Source organism: Nioella nitratireducens (assembly GCF_001879715.1).
Taxonomy (GTDB): domain Bacteria; phylum Pseudomonadota; class Alphaproteobacteria; order Rhodobacterales; family Rhodobacteraceae; genus Nioella; species Nioella nitratireducens.
In genome coordinates this window covers 60,105-79,544 of sequence record NZ_MNBW01000012.1, presented here as the reverse complement: position 1 = coordinate 79,544, position 19,440 = coordinate 60,105, and the positions used below count along the sequence as shown (strand labels likewise).

16 protein-coding genes and 1 other RNA gene are annotated in these 19,440 nt (G+C 64.7%); 4 read left to right on the top strand and 13 right to left on the bottom strand.

Going from position 1 to position 19,440, the window contains the following annotated elements; translation table 11 throughout:
• Positions 1 to 28: 28 nt before the first annotated feature.
• The 5 genes from BKY27_RS13325 to BKY27_RS13305 form a co-directional block, all read right to left on the bottom strand.
• Positions 29 to 1,255 carry an aminotransferase class V-fold PLP-dependent enzyme gene (locus BKY27_RS13325; RefSeq protein ID WP_071674990.1) on the bottom strand — a complete coding sequence of 409 codons (1,227 nt, stop codon included), beginning with the start codon at positions 1,253 to 1,255 and terminating at the stop codon, positions 29 to 31.
• Between the two features lie 222 nt (positions 1,256 to 1,477).
• On the bottom strand, positions 1,478 to 2,467 hold the full coding sequence (locus BKY27_RS13320) for an acrylyl-CoA reductase family protein (protein ID WP_071674989.1): 990 nt from the start codon (positions 2,465 to 2,467) through the stop codon (positions 1,478 to 1,480).
• Positions 2,468 to 2,478: 11 nt separating this feature from the next.
• Positions 2,479 to 3,582, bottom strand: coding sequence for a dimethylsulfoniopropionate demethylase (locus BKY27_RS13315; protein ID WP_071674988.1), 1,104 nt, complete (start codon positions 3,580 to 3,582; stop codon positions 2,479 to 2,481).
• A gap of 76 nt (positions 3,583 to 3,658) precedes the next feature.
• Positions 3,659 to 4,294, bottom strand: coding sequence for a DUF1326 domain-containing protein (locus tag BKY27_RS13310; RefSeq protein ID WP_071674987.1), 636 nt, complete (start codon positions 4,292 to 4,294; stop codon positions 3,659 to 3,661).
• 16 nt (positions 4,295 to 4,310) lie between these two features.
• Complete coding sequence (locus BKY27_RS13305) at positions 4,311 to 5,048, bottom strand: DUF2182 domain-containing protein (RefSeq protein ID WP_071674986.1); 738 nt, start codon at positions 5,046 to 5,048, stop codon at positions 4,311 to 4,313.
• 85 nt (positions 5,049 to 5,133) lie between these two features.
• Here BKY27_RS13305 and BKY27_RS13300 point away from each other — a divergent pair, with 85 nt between their 5' ends.
• Positions 5,134 to 5,868, top strand: coding sequence for a FadR/GntR family transcriptional regulator (locus BKY27_RS13300; protein WP_071674985.1), 735 nt, complete (start codon positions 5,134 to 5,136; stop codon positions 5,866 to 5,868).
• Between the two features lie 70 nt (positions 5,869 to 5,938).
• Here BKY27_RS13300 and BKY27_RS13295 read toward each other — a convergent pair whose 3' ends face one another.
• The gene (locus tag BKY27_RS13295) at positions 5,939 to 6,463 is read right to left on the bottom strand and encodes a BLUF domain-containing protein (RefSeq protein ID WP_158514983.1); all 525 of its coding nucleotides are present in this window, start codon (positions 6,461 to 6,463) and stop codon (positions 5,939 to 5,941) included.
• A gap of 212 nt (positions 6,464 to 6,675) precedes the next feature.
• Here BKY27_RS13295 and ssrA point away from each other — a divergent pair.
• Positions 6,676 to 7,028, top strand: a transfer-messenger RNA (tmRNA) gene (gene ssrA / locus BKY27_RS13290).
• An 83-nt stretch (positions 7,029 to 7,111) separates the two neighbouring features.
• Here ssrA and BKY27_RS13285 read toward each other — a convergent pair.
• The 3 genes from BKY27_RS13285 to BKY27_RS13275 are packed head-to-tail and all read right to left on the bottom strand — an operon-like array spanning position 7,112 to position 9,765.
• A complete protein-coding gene (locus BKY27_RS13285; protein ID WP_146636246.1) occupies positions 7,112 to 7,522 on the bottom strand; it encodes a hypothetical protein in 411 nt (136 codons plus the stop codon).
• A gap of 54 nt (positions 7,523 to 7,576) precedes the next feature.
• Positions 7,577 to 8,947: an oligosaccharide flippase family protein gene (locus BKY27_RS13280; RefSeq protein WP_071674982.1), complete on the bottom strand. Its 1,371-nt coding sequence runs from the start codon at positions 8,945 to 8,947 to the stop codon at positions 7,577 to 7,579.
• Positions 8,944 to 9,765: a glycosyltransferase gene (locus BKY27_RS13275; protein ID WP_071674981.1), complete on the bottom strand. Its 822-nt coding sequence runs from the start codon at positions 9,763 to 9,765 to the stop codon at positions 8,944 to 8,946. The genes BKY27_RS13280 and BKY27_RS13275 overlap by 4 nt, the downstream gene beginning before the upstream one ends.
• Positions 9,766 to 9,848: 83 nt before the next feature.
• Between BKY27_RS13275 and epsE the strand changes: the two genes are divergently transcribed.
• A complete protein-coding gene (gene epsE / locus BKY27_RS13270; RefSeq protein WP_071674980.1) occupies positions 9,849 to 11,048 on the top strand; it encodes an exopolysaccharide biosynthesis GT4 family glycosyltransferase EpsE in 1,200 nt (399 codons plus the stop codon).
• 71 nt (positions 11,049 to 11,119) lie between these two features.
• Here the strand turns inward: epsE and BKY27_RS13265 are convergent, their stop codons facing one another.
• The 3 genes from BKY27_RS13265 to BKY27_RS13255 are packed head-to-tail and all read right to left on the bottom strand — an operon-like array spanning position 11,120 to position 16,611.
• Positions 11,120 to 13,891: a hypothetical protein gene (locus BKY27_RS13265; protein WP_071674979.1), complete on the bottom strand. Its 2,772-nt coding sequence runs from the start codon at positions 13,889 to 13,891 to the stop codon at positions 11,120 to 11,122.
• Complete coding sequence (locus BKY27_RS13260) at positions 13,878 to 15,209, bottom strand: glycosyltransferase family 4 protein (protein ID WP_071674978.1); 1,332 nt, start codon at positions 15,207 to 15,209, stop codon at positions 13,878 to 13,880. Before BKY27_RS13260 ends, BKY27_RS13265 begins: the two co-directional genes overlap by 14 nt.
• 10 nt (positions 15,210 to 15,219) lie before the next feature.
• Positions 15,220 to 16,611, bottom strand: coding sequence for an O-antigen ligase family protein (locus BKY27_RS13255; protein WP_071674977.1), 1,392 nt, complete (start codon positions 16,609 to 16,611; stop codon positions 15,220 to 15,222).
• A gap of 141 nt (positions 16,612 to 16,752) precedes the next feature.
• Here BKY27_RS13255 and BKY27_RS13250 point away from each other — a divergent pair, with 141 nt between their 5' ends.
• Positions 16,753 to 17,970, top strand: coding sequence for a glycosyltransferase family 4 protein (locus BKY27_RS13250; RefSeq protein ID WP_071674976.1), 1,218 nt, complete (start codon positions 16,753 to 16,755; stop codon positions 17,968 to 17,970).
• Here the strand turns inward: BKY27_RS13250 and BKY27_RS13245 are convergent.
• A complete protein-coding gene (locus tag BKY27_RS13245; RefSeq protein WP_071674975.1) occupies positions 17,924 to 18,610 on the bottom strand; it encodes a sugar transferase in 687 nt (228 codons plus the stop codon). The genes BKY27_RS13250 and BKY27_RS13245 overlap by 47 nt on opposite strands.
• Positions 18,611 to 19,440 lie beyond the last annotated feature (830 nt).

Genomic DNA, 19,440 nt, shown 5'->3' with positions numbered 1-19,440 from the left:
GGCGACCGCACAAGGCCGCCCCTTGCCCTCAGATCACCTGATCGAGCGCCCCGATGAGTTTCTTGATCTCGTCAGGATGCGTGTAATGGGTAAAGCTCAGCCGCAACACGCCCTGATCGGGGTCCACCCCCACGGCCTGCAGGGCGCGCACGGCGTAGAAATCGCCACCGCCGGCCATGATCCCGTGCGGGGCGAGGTCTGCCGCCGCCGCTTCCCCTGCGCGGTTCAGGGCCACGGCCACCGTCGGCGCGCGCCCGTCGGCCTGCGCGGGGCCGATCAGCCGGGCCGAATTCTTCGAAGACAGATAGTCCAGCAGCGGCTGCAACAGCACCTTTTCGTGGTCGCGCATCACCCCGTGGACAAAGCGCGCCGCCCCCGCCCCTTCGGACGGCCCGCCGTGATGGGCCGAAAGCGCGTCGATGTAGTCGGCCATCCCGGCACTTGCCGCCACTTGCGCATGATCCGGCCCCGCCGGGGTAAACCGTTTGAAAAGCGTGTCGGCATTGAAATAATGCGCCTGGTTCGGCAACGCTTCACCCAGAGCGCGTCGGATCACCATGATCCCCTGATGCGGGCCATAGGTCTTGTAGGCCGAGAACAGGTAGACATCCGCCCCGAGCGCATCGACATCGACAAAGCCATGTGGCGCATAGCTGACCCCGTCGACGCAAGTATAGGCCCCCGCCGCCTTGGCCTGTGCACAGATCGCGGCGACGTCATTGACCTCGCCCACCACGTTGGAACATTGCGGAAAACACACCAGCCGCACCTTGCCATCGGCCAATAGCGGCGTCAGCGCGTCGGGGTCCAGATGCCCGGTTTCGGCGTCTATCTGCCACTCGCGGACCTCGATGCCCTCGTCGGCCAACCGCCGCCACGGGCCACTATTGGCCTCATGGTCCTGATTGGTGACGACGATGGCCTCGCCCGGCTGTAAATGCTGCCGAAACGCCTGTGCCAGCACATAGGTGTTCTGCGTGGTCGAGGGGCCAAAAGACAGCTCGTCGGTATCCACCCCCATCATCGCGGCCAGCCGCCGCCGCGCCTCGTCCATTTCCGCGCCGCCAAGGCGGCTGGCCTCGTACGGGGCATAGGGCTGCACCTTGCGCTCGTGGTAGAACCGGACCAGACGGTCGATCACCGGCTGGCAGGTATAGCTGCCCCCCGCATTCTCGAAAAACGCCTGCCCCTGCAAAGCGGCCTGCTGAAACGCGGGAAATTGCGCCCGCACCCAGTCGATATCCAAAGCGGTCATGTCCGTGGTCCCTTTCCTGTCACCATCCTCGGGGACGCCCGGCCAAGGCCCGGGCACGCCCCAACCTGGCAGGTCTTCCAGCCGAGCCGGTGCCCGAAAGGGCCATCGGCAGCCCGCCATCCGGGGCGGACAGCCAAGGGGTAGCGGCGCGCTCTCGGGGCGTCAAGCCCGCCGCCTTGGTGCTCAGGGTGCCCCCGCCAAAGGCGGCGACATCGCACGCGATCAGGCGTTCACGTCTACCACGACGCGCCCGCGGACGCCCCCTTTCAGGATCGAGCGGCCAAGCCCCGGCAGGTCGGACAACGTCGCCGGTTCCACCATCGCCTCCAGCTTGTCCATCGGCAGGTCAGCCGCGATCCGCTGCCACGCCCGCAGGCGGTTGTCATAGGGCTGCATGACACTGTCGATGCCAAGCAGGTTCACGCCGCGCAGGATGAAGGGCGTGATCAGCGCACCGTCGATGGCCGCGCCTCCGGCCAGACCGATCGCCGCAACCGACGCGCCGTAATTCATCTGCTTGAGCACACGGCCCAGCATCGCGCCCGCGACCGCATCGACGCAGCCCGCCCAGAGCTCGCGCTCAAGCGGTTTGCGGGTCACTTCGGTCAACTCGTCGCGCGGCACGATCTGGCTGGCGCCCAAGCCGCGCAGGTAGTCTTCCTGCTCGGGACGTCCCGTCACCGCGGCGACCTCGTGGCCGAGCTTGGCCAGGATTGCCGTTGCAACAGAGCCGACGCCGCCCGCAGCGCCCGTCACCAGAACCGGGCCGTCACCCGGCTTCAACCCGTGGTCTTCCAGCGCCATCACCGCCAGCATCGCGGTGAACCCGGCGGTACCCACGGCCATCGCCTGACGGGTATCCAGCCCCTCGGGCAGCGGCACAAGGAAATCGGCAGGCACACGCGCCTTCTGCGCATAGCCGCCCCAGCGGTTTTCGCCCACGCGCCAACCAGTCAGAACCACCTTGTCGCCGGGCTTGTAACGGTCGTCGTCAGAGGCCTCGACCGTACCGGCAAAGTCGATGCCCGGCACATGCGGATAGCTGCGGACCAAGCCGCCGCCCGGCCCGATGCACAGCCCGTCCTTGTAATTCACGGTGGAATACTCCACCGCCACGGTCACGTCGCCCTCGGGCAGCATGTCCTCGGCGATATCCTCCACGCCAGCGACGGGTTTCTCATCGCCTTCCTTGCGGACCACGAGTGCTTTCATCGGTTGTCTCCTCAGTTCCAGAATGTCTCGTACACGGTGGCCGCGCGTACGCCTTGCGGCGTGATCACGTCCACCTCGGTGCCTGCGTCCCAGTGTGTCATGCGGATCATGCCGATGGCCACATTGGTGTTGTAGTCGGGCGACCATGTTGCGCTGCTGACGCGGCCCACCTGCCGATCGCCCGCCATCACCGGCCAGAACCTGTCGCAGGGCGGCACCGCGTCGCCGTGGATCTCGATGGGTCGGATCTGGCGCACCGGGCCTTCCTTGGCCACCCGCAACAGCGCGTCGCGCCCAACACAGCCAATCGCGGTGTGGGTGTTGCAGAAGCGGCCGAGCCCGCATTCATGGGGCGTGTTGTCGTCGGTCATGTCGTTGCCGTAGGACAAGAGCCCGCTCTCGATCCGTTCGATCAGGTTGGGGCAGCCCGCGTGCACGTCCAGATCCTTGCCCGCCTCCATCAACGCGTTCCATAACGGCATGCCCGTTTCTTCGCCGTCCACGTAGATCTCGAACCCGCCCTGCTTGGAATAGCCCGAGCGGGCGACCACAAGGTCGCGGCCCTGAAACTGGAACCAGCCGAAGCGAAAGAAGCGGACGTCGCGCACGGAGTCGCCGAAAACCCGCGCCATCAGCTCATCGGATTTGGGCCCTTGCACGGCGAGCGGTGAAATGTCGGGCTCATCGACCAGAACATCAAGACGATAGCCATAGGCGATGCCCTTGACCCAATACAGCAAATCACTGTCGGCAATGGAAATCCACCAGCGGTCCTCGGCCAGTTTGACCGCGACCGGGTCATTCAACATGCCCCCCGTCTCGTCTACGATGGGCACGTAGTAACACTGGCCCGGCAGCATCCCCCGCAGGTCGCGCGGGGTCAGCATCTGCATCAGCCGCCCGGCATCGGGGCCGCGCAGTTCCACCTGCCGTTCACAGGCGACGTCCCAGATCTGCACCGCCTCTTTGAGATGGTGGTAATCTTCCTGCACCGAGCGGAACACCGTCGGCAGCAACATGTGGTTATAGACAGTATATCCCTTGACGCCGGCGGCTTCGACACCGGCGGAAAAGGGGGTGCGGCGCAGGCGCCGTGACAGAGAAATCTGTGCCATTGCGGCAGACTCCGGCAAGGGTGGGGACAGGGGGTCGAGGCGGGATGCGCCCGCCTCGGTGCGGATCAGATGGCGCTCAGCGGCCCGGACCTTTCCAGTCGATCTGGCAGATTTCCGCAGACTTGCCGTCGAAATCCCAAACCCGGCCAAAGGCGCGCACGCGGCCCTTGGTGGCGGTGCCGACGGTGATATCGGGGCCCATCCAGTATTCCGAGTTGGTCACGACGATATCCTTGCCCTGATGGCCCGGCACCGGCACGACCTCGCCCTGGATCTTCTTGCCGACCATCAGGCGGCGGGCGTTGCCCTCGGTCTCGAAAACGACCGGCGCGCGCTCGGCCCCGAGGAACTCTGCCACCAGCATCTTGAACAGCCCCGTGGTTCCCTTGGCCGCGCCCGAGAATATGTTGACCAGCCCGTCATAGGCGGCTTCGCTCGCGCGTTCGTCGATGAATGCCGCCGCCTTCCAGCCGCCGCGCGCCATGTAGCCGGGGATTTCCAGCAGCAGGCCCACGTTCAGACCCGACAGGTCTTCGTCGCCGTAGTGGCCTTCGTCGATGCGCACGCCCGACCACGCCTGGCACCAGGTCTCGGTCGGCGGGTGCTGACCGAGCGAGATCACGCAGGGACAAAACACCGTGCAGTTGCAGTTCAGGATCAACTCGCCCTTGATCGCCCAAGGGACGGTTCCAACCTCGCCATCGAGTGCCATGTGTCTCTCTCCTCTCTCAAAGACCAGTGAAGGCGACCCACGCCGCCCCGGCCAGCAGCGCCACCCCGAGGGGACGTGTCAGCCATCGCCCGACATCGGGCAGTTTCTCGATCACCATCAGAAGCGTTGCGAGCCCCATGAAAGCGATATTCATCACGCCACCGACAAAGCCGAGCAGCATCAGCGCCCAGCAACAGCCAAGGCAGACAAGGCCAAGCCGGACGCCGTTGCGCATCGGCCCCTCGTCCCAATGCTGCATGAAAAAGGTCAGCGGCGCGCGGCATTTGGACAGGCACGCCTCTTTCAGGCGGCTGAACTGATACGCCCCCGCAAGGGCCAGCAACCCGGCAGACAGCACAGCCGACAAGCTGGTTCCGAAAGGGTCGAGCAGGCCCGCGCGGAACAACACCACCTGGGCGGCGGCGGCGACCAGCGAAAAGCCAAGCCAGACCGACAGGTAGCCCGCAACCAATGCGCCAAAGCGGGTTTCGGCCCCAGTCCTTGACAGGTCTTCATAGGTGGCGAAAGCGGGCAGCGCCGTCGGGGCCATCATCGCGGCCGACATCAGCGCCCACATCACGGCCATCTTGGAAAATCCCGCGCCATCGGGCGTCAGCGTGCAAAAGTCGGACCAGAAATCAGGGCCGTAAAGCTGCCCCGCCGCACGCAGATCGGCAGGCACCGACATCATATACAAGATCGCCCAGGCCAACAGGATCAGCCCGAACAGCGCCAGCCAATGCGGCCCCCGCATCGCCCTGATCCGTGTTGCAATCACCGCGCGACCTCCCCGACTCAACTCTTGCAATTTAAATGTCAGACTTTTAAATGTCTGACAAATGAAAATTGATCCGTCAAATCCCGCCGACCTGTCGGCCCAGATCGCCAAGGCCATCCGTGACGCCATCGTCGCGGGGGATCTTATAGTAGATGAGCGCCTGCCCTCGGAGGCCGAATTGGCCGACCAGTTCGAGGTCTCGCGCCCGACGGTGCGCGAGGCGCTGAAACGTCTTGCGGCGCAATCGCTGATCCGAACGCAGCGCGGGGCGTTTGGCGGTGCCTTTATCAACCGGCTGTCTTATCCCGACGCCTATGGGCAACAGATCACCACGGCAACGCTTCTGCTCAGCATGAATGACGTCCGCTTCGACACCGCCTGCGAAGCGCGCTACGCGCTGGAACGGGCCTGCGCGCCGCTATCGGCGCAACGGCGCAGCGCCGATCATCTGGCCACCATGCGCGCCGAGATCTTTCGCCAGCAGCAGCCCGGCCTGACAGACGAGGCCTTCTGCGCCTCGGACGTGGCGTTTCACCGGGCCTTGGTTGACGGGGCGGGCAACCCGGTGCTGTCGTATCAATTGGCGGGCGCGGTCGAGGGGATGCAGCCCCTGATGAACATGATTACCTTCACCGCCCGCTCGCGCGAGGAAATCGTCGGTCTGCATACGGCCATTGCCGATGCGATCGAGGCGCAGGACGGCGAAGCCGCGCGGGACGGTTTGACGCGATTAGAACGCTATACAATCCACCTTGCCCGGTCGGTGATGGAGGAGCGCGCCAAACGCGGGGCCTGAGGCCACGAAACCGCGATCACGGCAGCCTGTGTGATGGGCAGATGGTCGCCCCGGCTGCGCCACGCTCTAATCAGACCCCCCGGCGCAAATGCCGGTCGAGGCACACCATTGGATCATGCGACAATTTTCGCGGCGCCACCTGTTCCGGCAAGCGCTCGGATTTCGGGGCAGGCCGACGCGTCAGGTAATCACTCAGCGAGGTCATGAAGGTGGCGACATCCTCTTCGGACCAGCCGTAAGGATCGAACCCGGACAGAGAGATATGCGGCACCAGCTTTAGCCCGCGCAGAGTCTGCCCTTCGGTCACGGCTGCGGTCATCGACCAGTCGGGGAACCATCGCCCCTCCAGACTGCGCACCGATAACAGCTTGATTTCGCTATGCCGCTCGTCGCGCGAGATGCGCCCGAAGACCTGCCGGATTTCCGACTCGCCGCCTTCAAGCCATTGCAGGAACGTGGCGTTGTCGTAGATCAACGCCCCAGTCAGACCGTCGCGCGCGTTGTTGGTGCGCGAGACCTTTAAAATCTCGTCGACCTCACGGAACGAAAATTGCGTCGCCTTGGAGCAATACGCGACACCTATCAGCTTCGACATCCCAGTTTCCCCCATACCCGAGGCTTTGCGTGCTGCCATTCCGACAATCTGCATCGCCCCGTCACGACGCACATGCCCTGAGCATGGCCTTGCGCGCCGGACCGTCGATCGAGGCGACTGTGTGCCATCCTCCGGCGGCTGTCAAACAGCGGCCGGGGCGAACCCGGCCATGTGCGCAAGAAACGCCCAAATTCGTGGCCGGGGACACGCCCCCCCTTTGCACCGGCACAAAACGCGCCTATATCTGTCGTGTCTCTTCGGGGACTATGGACATAAACGCGCTCGTAATAAGCGGATCGGACCCGGGGGCGGTACCCGGCGGCTCCACCAAAAATCCTTCGTTTGGGGATCATGGGGCCGAAACAGGATCGACGAACGTCTAAAGGGGTTAGCTTTGTCTCGGCGGGGTGCCACCGTACCGGCCCAAACAGTACAATTGCAAACGACAATCGTGCTCCGGCAATGGCTCTGGCAGCGTAAGCTGCTTAAGTCGCCGAAACTTAAGTCCTTGGGCCTAGCAGCTTAAGGCGGGGTTCGCAGGCACCTGGCAACAGAAGCCTGCACTTCCTTGCCGCCTCTTACGACGTAGCGGTGCAGTGGGCGCTGTCCGCGCAGGGTTTCCGGCTGGTCAAAGCGACGATCGCGGCCCTAGCCTTGCGCCGCGCGCTGCTGCTGCGCGGTGACGAAACTGCGAAACATCTTGAAGCCCGCATCCTCGAACGATCCGGGGGCGGTTGCGATCCGCAAGGCAAGGTGCTCCGCATCTTCCAGCACGATCAGAAAGACCAGTGACGCGCTGTCGCGCCCCGCCAGATGCGGCCCGGACAGGAAACTGACGCTTTCGCCCAAGTGCGCTTGGGACCGGACCCATTGCGTCGAACCGCGCTGCGCGTCGAACACGGCCTGTGTCACCACATGCACGTGGCCGATATCCCCGCTGCGAATGGTGCGAGCCGTTTGCCCCCCGGTCTGGCAGCGCAGCGCAAAGCCCATCAGCCAAGGGCACCCGAGACGGACGCGATCATATCCTTTGGAAGACTGTAGAACATCGACAGGCATGGCCCGATCCTACGGGGCATTCGCGCGCAAGCCAACCGCCCCCGTCGCGCGGGCCTAGCCGGGCTGAATCTGTGCCAGCATCCCGACCAACGGCCAGTTCAGCCACAAGGCCAAGGCCCCCAACCCGCCGCCCACGGCGAAGAACAGCAGGTCAAAGCCCGGATCCCACGCCTTTTGCCGAGAGGCCAGCCACCCCACGACCGGATGCGCGACCAGCATGGCCAGCCCCTGCCCGGCCAAGGCCCCCGGCAACCCGAACCACGTGATCCCGACCACCATGCCGGTGGCCACGAACACTGCCCGCGTCGCCGCCAGCACGAAGAACCGCTTGGAATCACCCGCCGCCAACGCCGCCTGATCATAGGTCACCCCCACGATGGCCGGGATCTGGACGACCGAAATCAGCACCACCATGCCGCCCGCCGCAAGGTAGCGCGAGTCATAGAGCAGGTCGATCAACGTATGCCCCAGAAACGCGGGCACCATCACCATGGCGATCATCCCCGCCGTCGCCAGTACCCGGATCTTGCGCAACCGCAGGAAGTTCTCACGGCTCTCGGCGGGCGGGCTTTCGCGATAGATCGGGATCATCACCTTGCGCACCACCACCGAGCCGACCATGAACGGGAAGGAGGCCCAGAAATAGCCGATATTGTAGATGCCGAAATCATGGGTGCTGAGCCAGCCGCCGATGATCACCTTGTCCGCCTGCCCGATGGCAAATCCCGCGATGGTGCTGAGAAACACCCATTTCCCGAAATGGATCAGCTCATGCGCCGCCGCCCTTTCCCACCGGACCCGGTTGCGTGCGCCGGGCAGGAACAGATCGAACAACAGCACCTGCATCATCGCGGAAACGAGGCCGGAAAAGACCAGTGCCCAAACCGATTGCAGCGCCCAGGCCAAGCCGATGGCCGCCAGCACGCCGATCACCTGTGTCATCATCTCCAGCAGCGTCACCCGCCCGGCCCGTAAATGCCGGTTGGCGGTTTCGTAGCGTGTGGGGGTGAAGCCGAGGATGAGTTGCGTCAGCGCCGCGACCGGCAGGTAATAGACCAGATCCGGCTCACCGAAATAGACAGACATCGGCCATGTCAGCGCGCAGGCGACGGCCCACAACCCGACGCCGCGCACGATCTGGATGGTCCATGCCGTATCGAGGAAATCAGGGTCATCGCCACGCTTGCTCTGCATGATGGCGGGGCCGACCCCGACATCGGAAAACATCGCCAGACCCATCAGGAAGACCGAAACCATGGCCATGACCCCGAAAGCCTCGGGAAACAACAGCCGCGTCAGAACGAGGTTCGACGCCAGCCGCAGGACCTGGCTGAAGCCAAAGCCCATGAAGTTCAGCCCCGCACTGCGAAACGCGCGTTGCATCAGCCCTTCGCCATGGGTCAGCCGCCTGACCGTTCCCATCATCTGCCGCGACTCCATTGCTTGGGGGCCGGCAGCAGTCTGACCGCCGCCGCCACGCCCGCATAGGTCACAAAGCCCAAAGGGTCGGAAAGCGCAAGGCCAAGGGCGCGCCGCCGTCGCAGCGGCAGCTTGTCGTCATTGGCCAGCAGGTCCGGGAACCGCGCGGCGATTTCGGCCACGCCCGCGTCTTGCCGCCGCCGCACGGCAATGAGGGCGCGCAGCCCCTCTGCGATTGGCCAGTCATAGGGAAACGGCACCAGATGCCGCTCGTCTGGCCGAAAAGACAGGCGCACAAACGTGTCGTCGGAAATGACCGGCGGAAACGCCCGCCAGCGGGCACGCCCCGCCGCGTTCACCGCGAACAGCCCGCAGCCCGGCACACCGTAGGTCATGAACGGCACCCTTTGCCACAGCCGCCCATAGCGGCGCGAAGCGGCGGAAACCGCCGTGATCCGCACCTGTCCCGAGGCGTAGGCAGGCTCCGCCCGGTCCAGCGCATGCCACAGCGCCGCCAAAAGCCCCGGCGAAACCGTCACATCCGCATCCAGATAGGCCCGCGCTGGATAACGCGCCGCCGCGTCGCCTGCGTTCAAGGCACCGGGCTTGCCAAGGGCGGGCCGATCCAGCACCTGATAGGACCAGCCCTTTTGGCTGGCTTGCCCGGAAAACCCCTGCGCGATTTCCCTCGTGGCATCCGTGCAGCCATTGGCGACGACGATCACCTCGACCGGCACCGGGCAGCGATCACTGGCGAACAGGGCGGTCAGGCAGGCCCCGATCAGCCGGGCCTCGTTATGGGCCGGGACGATGATGGAAATCATGCGACGGCCCTTTTGGCTTTGACCTTGCAGGGGTTTTTCCGCAGGTTGACCGGAACAATCGACAGGCAAGGCAAACCGTGCCCATGACGCGAAAACTCGGCTATCTGGTGCCGCAATTTCCCGGCCAGACGCATATCTTTTTCTGGCGCGAAATCGCCGAACTGGAAAAGCGCGGCGTGACGGTGGACCTGCTGTCCACCCGCCGCCCGCCGCCGGGACTGGTCGCGCATGACTGGTCGGCGGCTGCGATGGCGCGCACCACCTATCTGGGCCGCCCCGATATTGGCACGGCGCTGTCCGCCCTGCCCCGCCTGCCTTATGGCGAGCTGCTGCGCGAGGTCCGGACCGAAGGCAAGGCGTTGGCGCGCGACGTGGCGGTGTCCGTTCCGGCCGCGCAGGCGCTGATCCGCCAGTGCCGGAGGCGCGGCATCGAACATGTGCATGTCCATTCCTGCGGGCGCGCGGCACTGCTGGCCGCGATGGCCCGGCGCATGGGCGGTCCACGCTATTCGCTCACCCTGCACGGGCCGCTCAGCGATTACGGCCCCGGCCAGCGCTTCAAATGGCGGCATGCGGCGTTTGCCTCGATCATCACCGAAAAACTGCGCGCGGAAATGCAGGCTGACCTGCCCGACGACCTGCCCAAGCGGCTTTTTATTCAGCCCATGGGCGTCGATACCGACGTGCTGGCCCCAATCGGCCCCTACCGACCGGCGACCAAGGCCGAGACGCTGCGACTTTTCTCCTGCGGGCGGCTTAACGTGGTGAAGGGTCATCAGGATTTGATGCAGGCCGTGCGCACCCTGCTGGATCAGGGGCGCGACGTGGAGCTTGCGATCGCGGGCGAAGATGATGACGGCGGCTCGGGCTACCACACAGGGCTGGAGGCGCGGATTGCCGAGCTTGGCCTGACCGGCAAGGTCCGCCTTCTGGGGGCCATCGACGCAAGCGCCGTCCGCGATCACATTCGCGCCGCGCATCTCTTCGTTCTGGCCAGTTGGCATGAACCACTGGGCGTTGCGCTGATGGAAGCGATGAGCTGCGGCACCCCCACCATCGGCACCAATGCCGGCGGCGTGGCAGAGCTGATCCGCGACGGAGTGGACGGGGTGCTCGTGCCGCCCAAATCGCCCGGCTCCCTTGCCGCGGCCATTGCCGCACTTGCGGATGACCCGGCGCGCGCGGCGCGCCTGTCCGTCGCTGGCCGCACGCGGATCGTCGAGGGGTTCCACGCGGGGCGCGGGGCGGACATGCTGATCTCGGCGATCTGGGGCCAGCAATAGGTCGAGCTTGGCCCAAGCCCGCCCGCCCAGGGCCGCCAAAGACGTGGGATGAGGTGCCCGGACCATCACCCTTACTCCTGTGTGGTCAGCGCATAGCGCTGTCCCGGCTCATCCTCGAATTCCGCCACTTCGATGGCCACTGTCCAGATCGGGCCATCGGGGCCGGTCAGAATCTGGCGCCCGTCCTCATCCATCAGGGCATAGTCCGCCGCCCGTCCGGGCAGAACCGCAACGTCGCGCCCGGCACCGCCATGCGCGCGGTCCCCGGCCCCAAGGTGCAGCCGGTCATTGCCGTCCCCCGCCACGAAAACATCCCGCTCCGCGGTGCCGAACAAATCATCGCTGCCCGGCCCGCCAAAGCGATAGACCCCGTGGCCAAAGGCCCCGTCGGGGCGATCTTCCCAGCCGCCAGCGGTGGCGTTGTAGGCCATCAGCGTGGCCCATCTGGGGTTCGAGTCGTCCAGATGCCGCAAGGCGCCCCAACTGCCCCATTGGCTGGCCGCGCTGACATCGACGAAGGCGTTGAACAGTGTCCCCCCATCAGCGCGCCATCCGGCCAGCAATTCGGCGTAGAGCGCAGCCATTTCGGGGCTGTAGCTGAACCGGGTGAGGAAATCCGTCAGGTCATCATTCCAGACGGCCTCGCCCAGTCCGACAGCATGCGTGCCGCCCTCGTACATCACCATGTCGAGGCCGTAGCGCGCGGCAACGTCGGCGTGATAGGGAAAGCCCTCGTCGATCACCTGCCCGAGCGAGCCGTCGCGCAGTGCGTCGGCGGCCAGTGCAGCCCCCTCAGGGTCAGCCGCCCATCCCAGCACCTCGTCCACGCGTTCATCCATGCCCAGTTCATTGCCGAAATACCCCGCCACCGCGTAGGCGTCGAAACTGTTGGCCGGGGCGGGTAGCCCCTCGTCCTGCGCAAAAGGCGCCTCCAGCAACGCTTCTTCCAGACCGGGCCAAGAGGTCTGGGTAGCCACGACACGGATCAGGCGATCCTCTTGCCCGGCAAATACCTCGGCCCACAGATCGGCCACCTGGGCCGCGCGCAGCCCTGCAAACTGCATCCACGCGTCGCCCTCGGCCCCGTCCCAACGCGCAGCCGCCTGTGCGGCGGCCCAATGCGCCTGCGGGAACAGGAAGTTCCAGACCTCGTTCGACCATTCCGCGTAGACCCGCCGTTCCGGTGCCAGCCGCGCCTCGACATAGGTGGCAAAGGCCCGGACATAGGCGTCATCGGCCCTGTGCGGCAGGGTAAACCATGGATCGGCCCCGATGCGGTTCGCAAGGTCCACCATAACCTCGACCGGCACCCCGCGCCGCACCCATGTGTAATCACTGATGCGTGGACGGTCGGTCCAGATTTCTTGCGTGGACCCGTTGGTGTTCATCCAGTCCATGAAGCGGATCGCGCGCAGTTCGCGGATACGGGCGATCCAGTCGGGGTTGAAGACCTCGCCCAATTCGAAAAGCGGGATGCGGTCCTGCCGGACCACGGCAATGTCGCGGATCGGGTCGGTGGCCTCGGTCGCTTCGATGCGCAGGCCCACCGGCCCCTCGCCGGGGGTGAAGTCAAACCACGCCTCGTGATCGGCCATCGCCACGTTTTCCGCCCGCCCGATGATGCGGAAACTGCCTTGCCCCGCCCATGTCACGCGGTAGCGTCCGGCGGCACTTGCGGCCTCTTCCGGCAGATCGGTCAGGATGAAACTTTCCAGCGCCACCACATCCTCGGGCAATCGCAGCGGCCAGCCCGCATCACTCAAGACCCCGCCTGCTTCAAGTTCTTCGGCACTGACCCCGCCCCATTGGTCGGGCAAATGGCCGATCCATGGCCGGGCCGCGTGCATGAGGTCGATGAAGGGCAATTGCGTCGACCAATCCGAAAGCCCGGTCAGCCCCATCGCCAACGCCGGGTCCGGCACGCCGGTGTCCGGCACAACGCCCGCATGATCGGGCCATGCGCTGCCCTGCACACGGTCGAAAATGCGGCCCGAAAGATTGGCGGCATTCGCGCGCACGAGCGGGTGAATGCTGTCTGGCAAGGTCAGGTCGACCGGCGGCGCCTCGCCATAGATCGAGGCATAGCTGATCATCGCAGCAAGGAAATAGAGCGTCGGCGTGCCGTGAGGAGCATCATCGAGGTAGACATCCGTTGCAGCCAGCCCGTCGAGGGGCGGGGTTGACAGCAGCTCTGCCAGTATCGGGGCCACCGGGATCAAGGTCAGGTCCAGATCGGGCCGCGCGGCGCGCAGCAATGTGGCATAGTCCTGAAACCACTGGTGATAGTCGCCCTGATTATAAGCGTGATAGCGGCGCAGGTCGCGGTCGCTCGGCGGAAAGCGGCGGGCGATCAGCGCAAGGTCCGACCAGCCCTCGTACAAAAACACCCGTGCGCCCGGCGCCTGCGCCTCGGACCAGTCCAGCAGACGCAGGGTGGCGGACAGCGGGGAATATCCCTGTGGGTTGTCCCCTTCATAAAGCGCGTCAGGCGGCTGATACTGAATGAAATTGGCGTTATTGAAAAGGATCGTGTTGAACCCCGCCCGACGAAAGGCCAGCCGGTCCGCATCCCAGACCGGCGGCACCTCGTCAAAATACCATGTCGGTTCTGGCGGCAGTTGATCGGCAAAAGTCAGCGGCGCCCCGAAGGCACCATCAGCGGCAAATCCATTCCCGCCCGCGACCGCCAGCCGATGCAGCCAGTGCGGCATGGTCGTCTCGTCGCTGTCCGAGGCATGGTTGATCAACGAATTGCCGTAGATGAACGCCCGCACATCCTCTGCCGCAGCACGAAACGGGGTCAGCAGAAGCACGAGCAGCACCAAGACCCTACTCGGCGGCATGATCCCCGGCTGTGTGCTCCCATTTCTCTGCAAACAGATTTGGCTTGTCATCACGCCGCCCCAATACCCAATCATAAACTTCTGAAATCTGGGCCGCTTTTCGCGGCCATGTAAAGTGCTGCGCCACCCTGTCGCGCGCCGCGTGCCCGGCCTCGGCCAAGGCGGGCCGGTCCCGGTCCAGCCGGTCCAGCGCCGCCCGCAGACCCGCGACAATCGCGCCCCGGTCGCCAAGCGGCACGGTCCAGCCGGTGTCCGGCGTCACCAGTTCAGCTGGCCCTGCATAGTCCACGATCAAGGCGGGCAGGCCAAGGGCCATCGCCTCCAGCACGACGCCGCCGCCGAATTCGCGGATCGAGGGGAAAGTCAACAACGCCCCCGCCGCCAGCACGTCCTGAACCGCCCCGTGCGGCAACCAGCCGTGGAAGGTGACGGCCCCCGCCACCCCGAGCGCATCGGCCCGCGCGCGCAGGTCGGGCAGCATCGGACCATCGCCCACAAGATCGAGCCGCATCCGCCCAGCCTGCAACAGCGGCGCAGCGGCGTCCAGCAGCATGTCAGGCCCCTTGTAGGGCACCATCCGGCCCACGAAGACCCCGCGCAGGGGGGCGTCCTGTTCCGGCGCGGCGCATTTGGAAAACCGGGCCGGGTCGATGGCGTTTTCCGGCAGGTAAATCGTCTTGCCCTGCATCGCGGCGGGCATTTCACTGGCCGTATGCCGTGACCCCGCAAGGATCGCCGCCGCATGGGCAAGGCTGCGTTTGCGACCGGGCAGCGCCTTGTAGGCCGAGCGGATGTAGCTCAGCCATTCCTTTTCCTGCCTGCGGGCGGCGTCGAATTCCCTTGGCCACGGCACGCCCCCGTTCAGCGGCCCCAGCACGAAGGGCACCCCGGCCCGTGCGCATTTGGCAGCCAGCGGGCTGGAGATCGTCGGCGACAAGGGTGTCACTCGGTGCACGATGTCATAGCGCCCGGCCCGGATATCGGCCCCGAACCGCCGCCAGATCAGCCGTTCGAACTGCGGATAGATCAACGCGTTGATCAGCTGCAGCGTGGTCCAGCCCTTGCCACCGCCGCCGCGCAACGTCTCTCCGACAGCCCAAAGCGGGCGCGCAAAGGCCTCGGAGTCGATGGCGGTGAACTCGCGGCCCTCGATCAGCCCGGCGTCAAGAATGGCGTCGCGGTTGCGCACCTGTGTCACCAGATGCACCTCGGCCACCTCGCGCAGCGCCTGCGACAGCGACCAGCCAATCAGCGGCACGCTGACCCAATCGGGGTTGGCCGCCTCGGCGATCACCAGAACCTTGGGCTTGCCCGTCATTCCCGCCCCCTCACAGGATTGTTCGCAGCGCCGCGCGGCGCGTGTCGGACCTTTGGCGCACGTCCCGGCGCACCCGTTCAGCGTTGCCCAGCAACGCCCCGGAAAACAACCATGTCATCGGCGTCAGGGTCGCGTTGGGGATCATGTCGATCATATTGATGGCCAGGATGATTGCCACCCCGCCAAACCAAAGGCTGGGGGGGGCCTCTCGTCGGCGCAGGGCCTGCCATGCAAGGCCCATGGGCAGGATCAGCAGCCCGAATTCCGCAAGGAACCCGACCCAACCATACACCCCGATGGTGATGATCCAACGCCCGTCCGTGGTGGTCAGCAACTCCCCCGTCTGGCCATTGTAAATCTGGTTGCGTCCCCATGTGCCCCAGCCGAACACGGGCCGCTCCATGGCACGGTCGATCAGGATGTTCTCGTTCTCGAACCGGAACTGCAACGAGCCTGCCCGTTCTTCGTCGATGTTTGCGGCCATCGACAGGATGCGCGCCTCGGGGATGAGGTGAACGCTCTTCATCGCGGGATAGAGCAGCGTTAGGCTGGCCAGAACCAGTGCCACGCGAAGCTGGGCGCGCACGGTCAACAGCAACAGCATCGGCGCGAAAGCGGTGGCATAGAGCAGCGAGGCCAGCGATTTGCACAAAACCAGCACCACGGCCATGTAGGCGGCCGCGATCCACCAGACGACAACGCTGCGGCTGGTGCTGTTGCGGGCGATGATCACCGCGGCCATCAGCGCGGTCATCGCAAGGAAGGCAGCCCAAAGCCCGTGATAGAGGAACACGATGGGCCGGAAGCCCCCGTCGCGGATCATCTGGTCAAAGGCGTGCTGAAAATAGCCGAAAATCCAGATATTTAACTGCGGACTGAGGCGCACCTCGATCAGCATCGGCACGGAATAGACCAGCCCCGCGAAAAGCATGGCAAACATCATATCGCGCAGATCGTCTCTGCTGCGCAGGAAATGACGTGCGACAAGAAAGGGCGACAACAGCAGGAACTGGTTGATGCATTGCGCCGCCGCCTCGCGCAGGCGCAAGGGCGGCAAGGCGAAATTGTCGAAATAGACCGGGTCCATATTGGTCAGGACGGTCCCGATCGGGCTGAAGATGAAGGTCAAAACCAGAACACGGGCCAGCGGGTTTTCCGGCATCAATCTCAGATCGCCGCGATATTTCACCAGGCAGATCGCCAGAATGCTCAGGTTCGGAATGGTCTGCTTGGTCAGGGGCGGCATCAACGGAAAATCGAACCCGGCCGGCGGGGGGGGCAGAAACAGGTAGCCCAGAACCAGCACGACCAACAGCGCCCGCCCCGGCGGCAAGCGCCAGAACAGCCACAGCGCCAGCGCCGGGAAGCTCACCAGCGCGAGAGTTGCGAGCGCATTGGGCATGGCGTTATCCGGTGGTCCTTTTCGTCTGCTCTGTCATTTTATTGCCCGGATTCCCCCTTCGTTGGGGGACATTCGCAGTCTATACCCCATCGTTGGGGCAGAATTATGCCTTGAAAGCCAGGAAAGACGGGGCGCAGCAGAATGGGGACCACGGCAGCAAAACGGCTGAAGATAGCCTATCTGTGCGACTTCGACCCGCGCAACCGGACGCTGTATTCCGGCGGCAACGCCCGCCTGTTCGACGCCTTGCAGGCCCATGTGGGCGACGTGACGGTGCTGCCGCAAGATTGGGGTGTGGCCGAGCCCTTGCGCCGGGCGGTTCTGGCCGCGCCAGAGGCGGTCAGCATCCGCGCCCGGTGGCGGGTGCACCTGGCCCTGGCGCCGCTGGTCGCACGCCGGGTGGTCCGCGCCTTGAAGGCCGAGCGCTTTGACGTGTTGTTCGGGGCCTATGCGTTTCACGCCATGTGCCGGGTGCGGCCGCCCTACCCGATGGTCACGGCCTATACCTCGGACGCGACACCGACGATCTACAAACAGTCCGAAATCGGGCACAGCTTCGGCTCTTGGTTTGCGCCGTCGCGGCTCTTCGATCCGCTGATCGAACGGGCCGAGGCGCGGCTCTTTTCCGGGCTTGATCTGGCGCTGTGGCCCTCGGACTGGCTGACCGAGGCGGCAACGGCGCGCTACGGTCTCGATCCCGACCGCTCGCTGACGGTGCCATGGGGCGCGAATGTTCCCGATCCCGGCCCCTTGGGCGAAACGCCACCGCTGCCCCCCAAAGGCCCGGTCGAGATCCTGCTGGTGGGCCGTGACTGGACCGCCAAGGGGGGGTGGACCACCGCCGAAACGGTCGCCCGCCTGCGCGCCGAGGGCATCGACGCAAGGCTGACGGTGGTGGGTTGCACCCCGCCGCCGGAAATCGACCGCCGGGGCCTGACGGTTCATCCCTATCTCGACAAGCGCAAGCCAGAGGGCTTGGCGCAGTTTCAGGCATGTTTCCGCAAGGCGCATTTCCTGTTGATGCCGTCGATGGAATCCTACGGGTTCGCCTTTTGCGAAGCCTCTGCCTATGGATTGCCGACGCTGTGCCTGAACGTGGGCGGGGTTCCGGTCTGGACTGGCAAGAACGGCCATGCCCTGCCCTTCGGCTCCACCGCAGACGCCTTCGCCGAGGTCATCAAGGGCTATCTGGCCGATCCCGACCGGCACAGCGCGCTGCGCCGGTCGTCCCGCGCGCTTTATGAACAGCGGTTGAACTGGGCGGCCTGGGGCCACAAGGTGGCGGACTTGATGGCAGATCGGGTGGATCGGCTTAGTGCCCCGTCCCACGCAGAACCACGGAAAACGTCCGCAGGATGATCGCCAGATCCGTGCGGAGCGACAGCGCCCGGTAATAGGCCTGATCGTACCACGCCCGTTCATGAAAGCTTGTGTCATTCCGGTCCGAGGTCTGCCAATAGCCGGTGATCCCCGGCCGCATGGCGTAATATTCGGTCCCCGGATAAAGGACGCGCTGGTTGCACATCATCGGACGCGGGCCGACGATCGACATCTCGCCCATCAATACGTTCCACAGCTGCGGCACCTCATCCAGCGAACTGCGGCGCAGGAACCGGCCCATCCGGGTGATCCGCGGATCGTTGCGCAGTTTTTGATGCCTGTCCCATTCGGCGCGGGCCTCGGGATGGTCGGACAGATAGGTTTCCAGCACCTTGTCGGCATCCGGCACCATGGTGCGCAACTTCCACATGCGAAAGCTGCGCCCGTTGCGACCGATCCGCTCCTGACAATAGAATACGGCACCGCCCTCTCTCAACTTGAGAATGGCCGCGAAGACACCGATCAGCAGCAGCGCCGGAACCGCCACCAAGGCGATGATGGCCAGATCCAGAACGCGCTTGGACCGACGCCGATAAAGTGTCCGGGTTTCGTCGATCGACATCGGGGTGATGACGAACGGGGCCTCACCTTGGCCATACAGATCGAAACGCTCATACATACGCGCACCCCTCCAGAGGGCGTGTCCCGCACTGCGGGCACGAGACAAAGCGCTTCCGGCCCGCCGCCTGCGACTCTGGCGCGGATCATGAAGTCAGTAGGTTTCTTGGTGCGAGCAGACGCGGGACGTGACCCGGTTCCCCCAGGATTTCGATCGAACCATCCCCACCTTTTCGAGAGATGCGCGCCCGGATGGCAGTCCGGTCCCGCATCGCCCTAAAGTCATGGCCGATCAGCGCCTTCACACGGGTCAATAAATGCATTTATGGCATAATTTCGTCAATTCTCGATTGCCATATTCCCGCTTAGGTTGTGTAAATTATGGGATAGCGCTGTTCGCGATCAAGATACAAAAAGACGTGTTTTCCGCACCTTGATCAAAGCGCCTCATCGACCATCTGCTGCTACTGTTTCCCGTTAAGAAACATAAACGGCAAAATTTTCACCTCTAGGGCGAGCTTGCGGAACATCCCTGTCCATTGGGGCAGGTTGGCGCAGGTTCAAAGGAAACAATGGTCGGCCGAAATGGCCTCTTTCCGGGGGCGCAAACCGTGGCGATTTTGTGGCAGCGGTGGGGCCACTTCCCGACAAAGCGATGCCGGAAAATTTGATGAAAATTCTGAACTCTCCTTCCGGTTGTCATTGGGGCGAAACAATGGCGACATCCGCACATGTTTGTCGCCAAGCCGGACAAATTTCCGCCACATTGTGATTCGGACACCCGCCCGAAAACCCGGCAAACTCCATGATTTGGCCGGGTTTTTTCGCCCTTCCGACCTATCCGAATGGGCAGGTGCGCAGTCAGAGTTTTTCCCGGCCGGTGCGCACGCC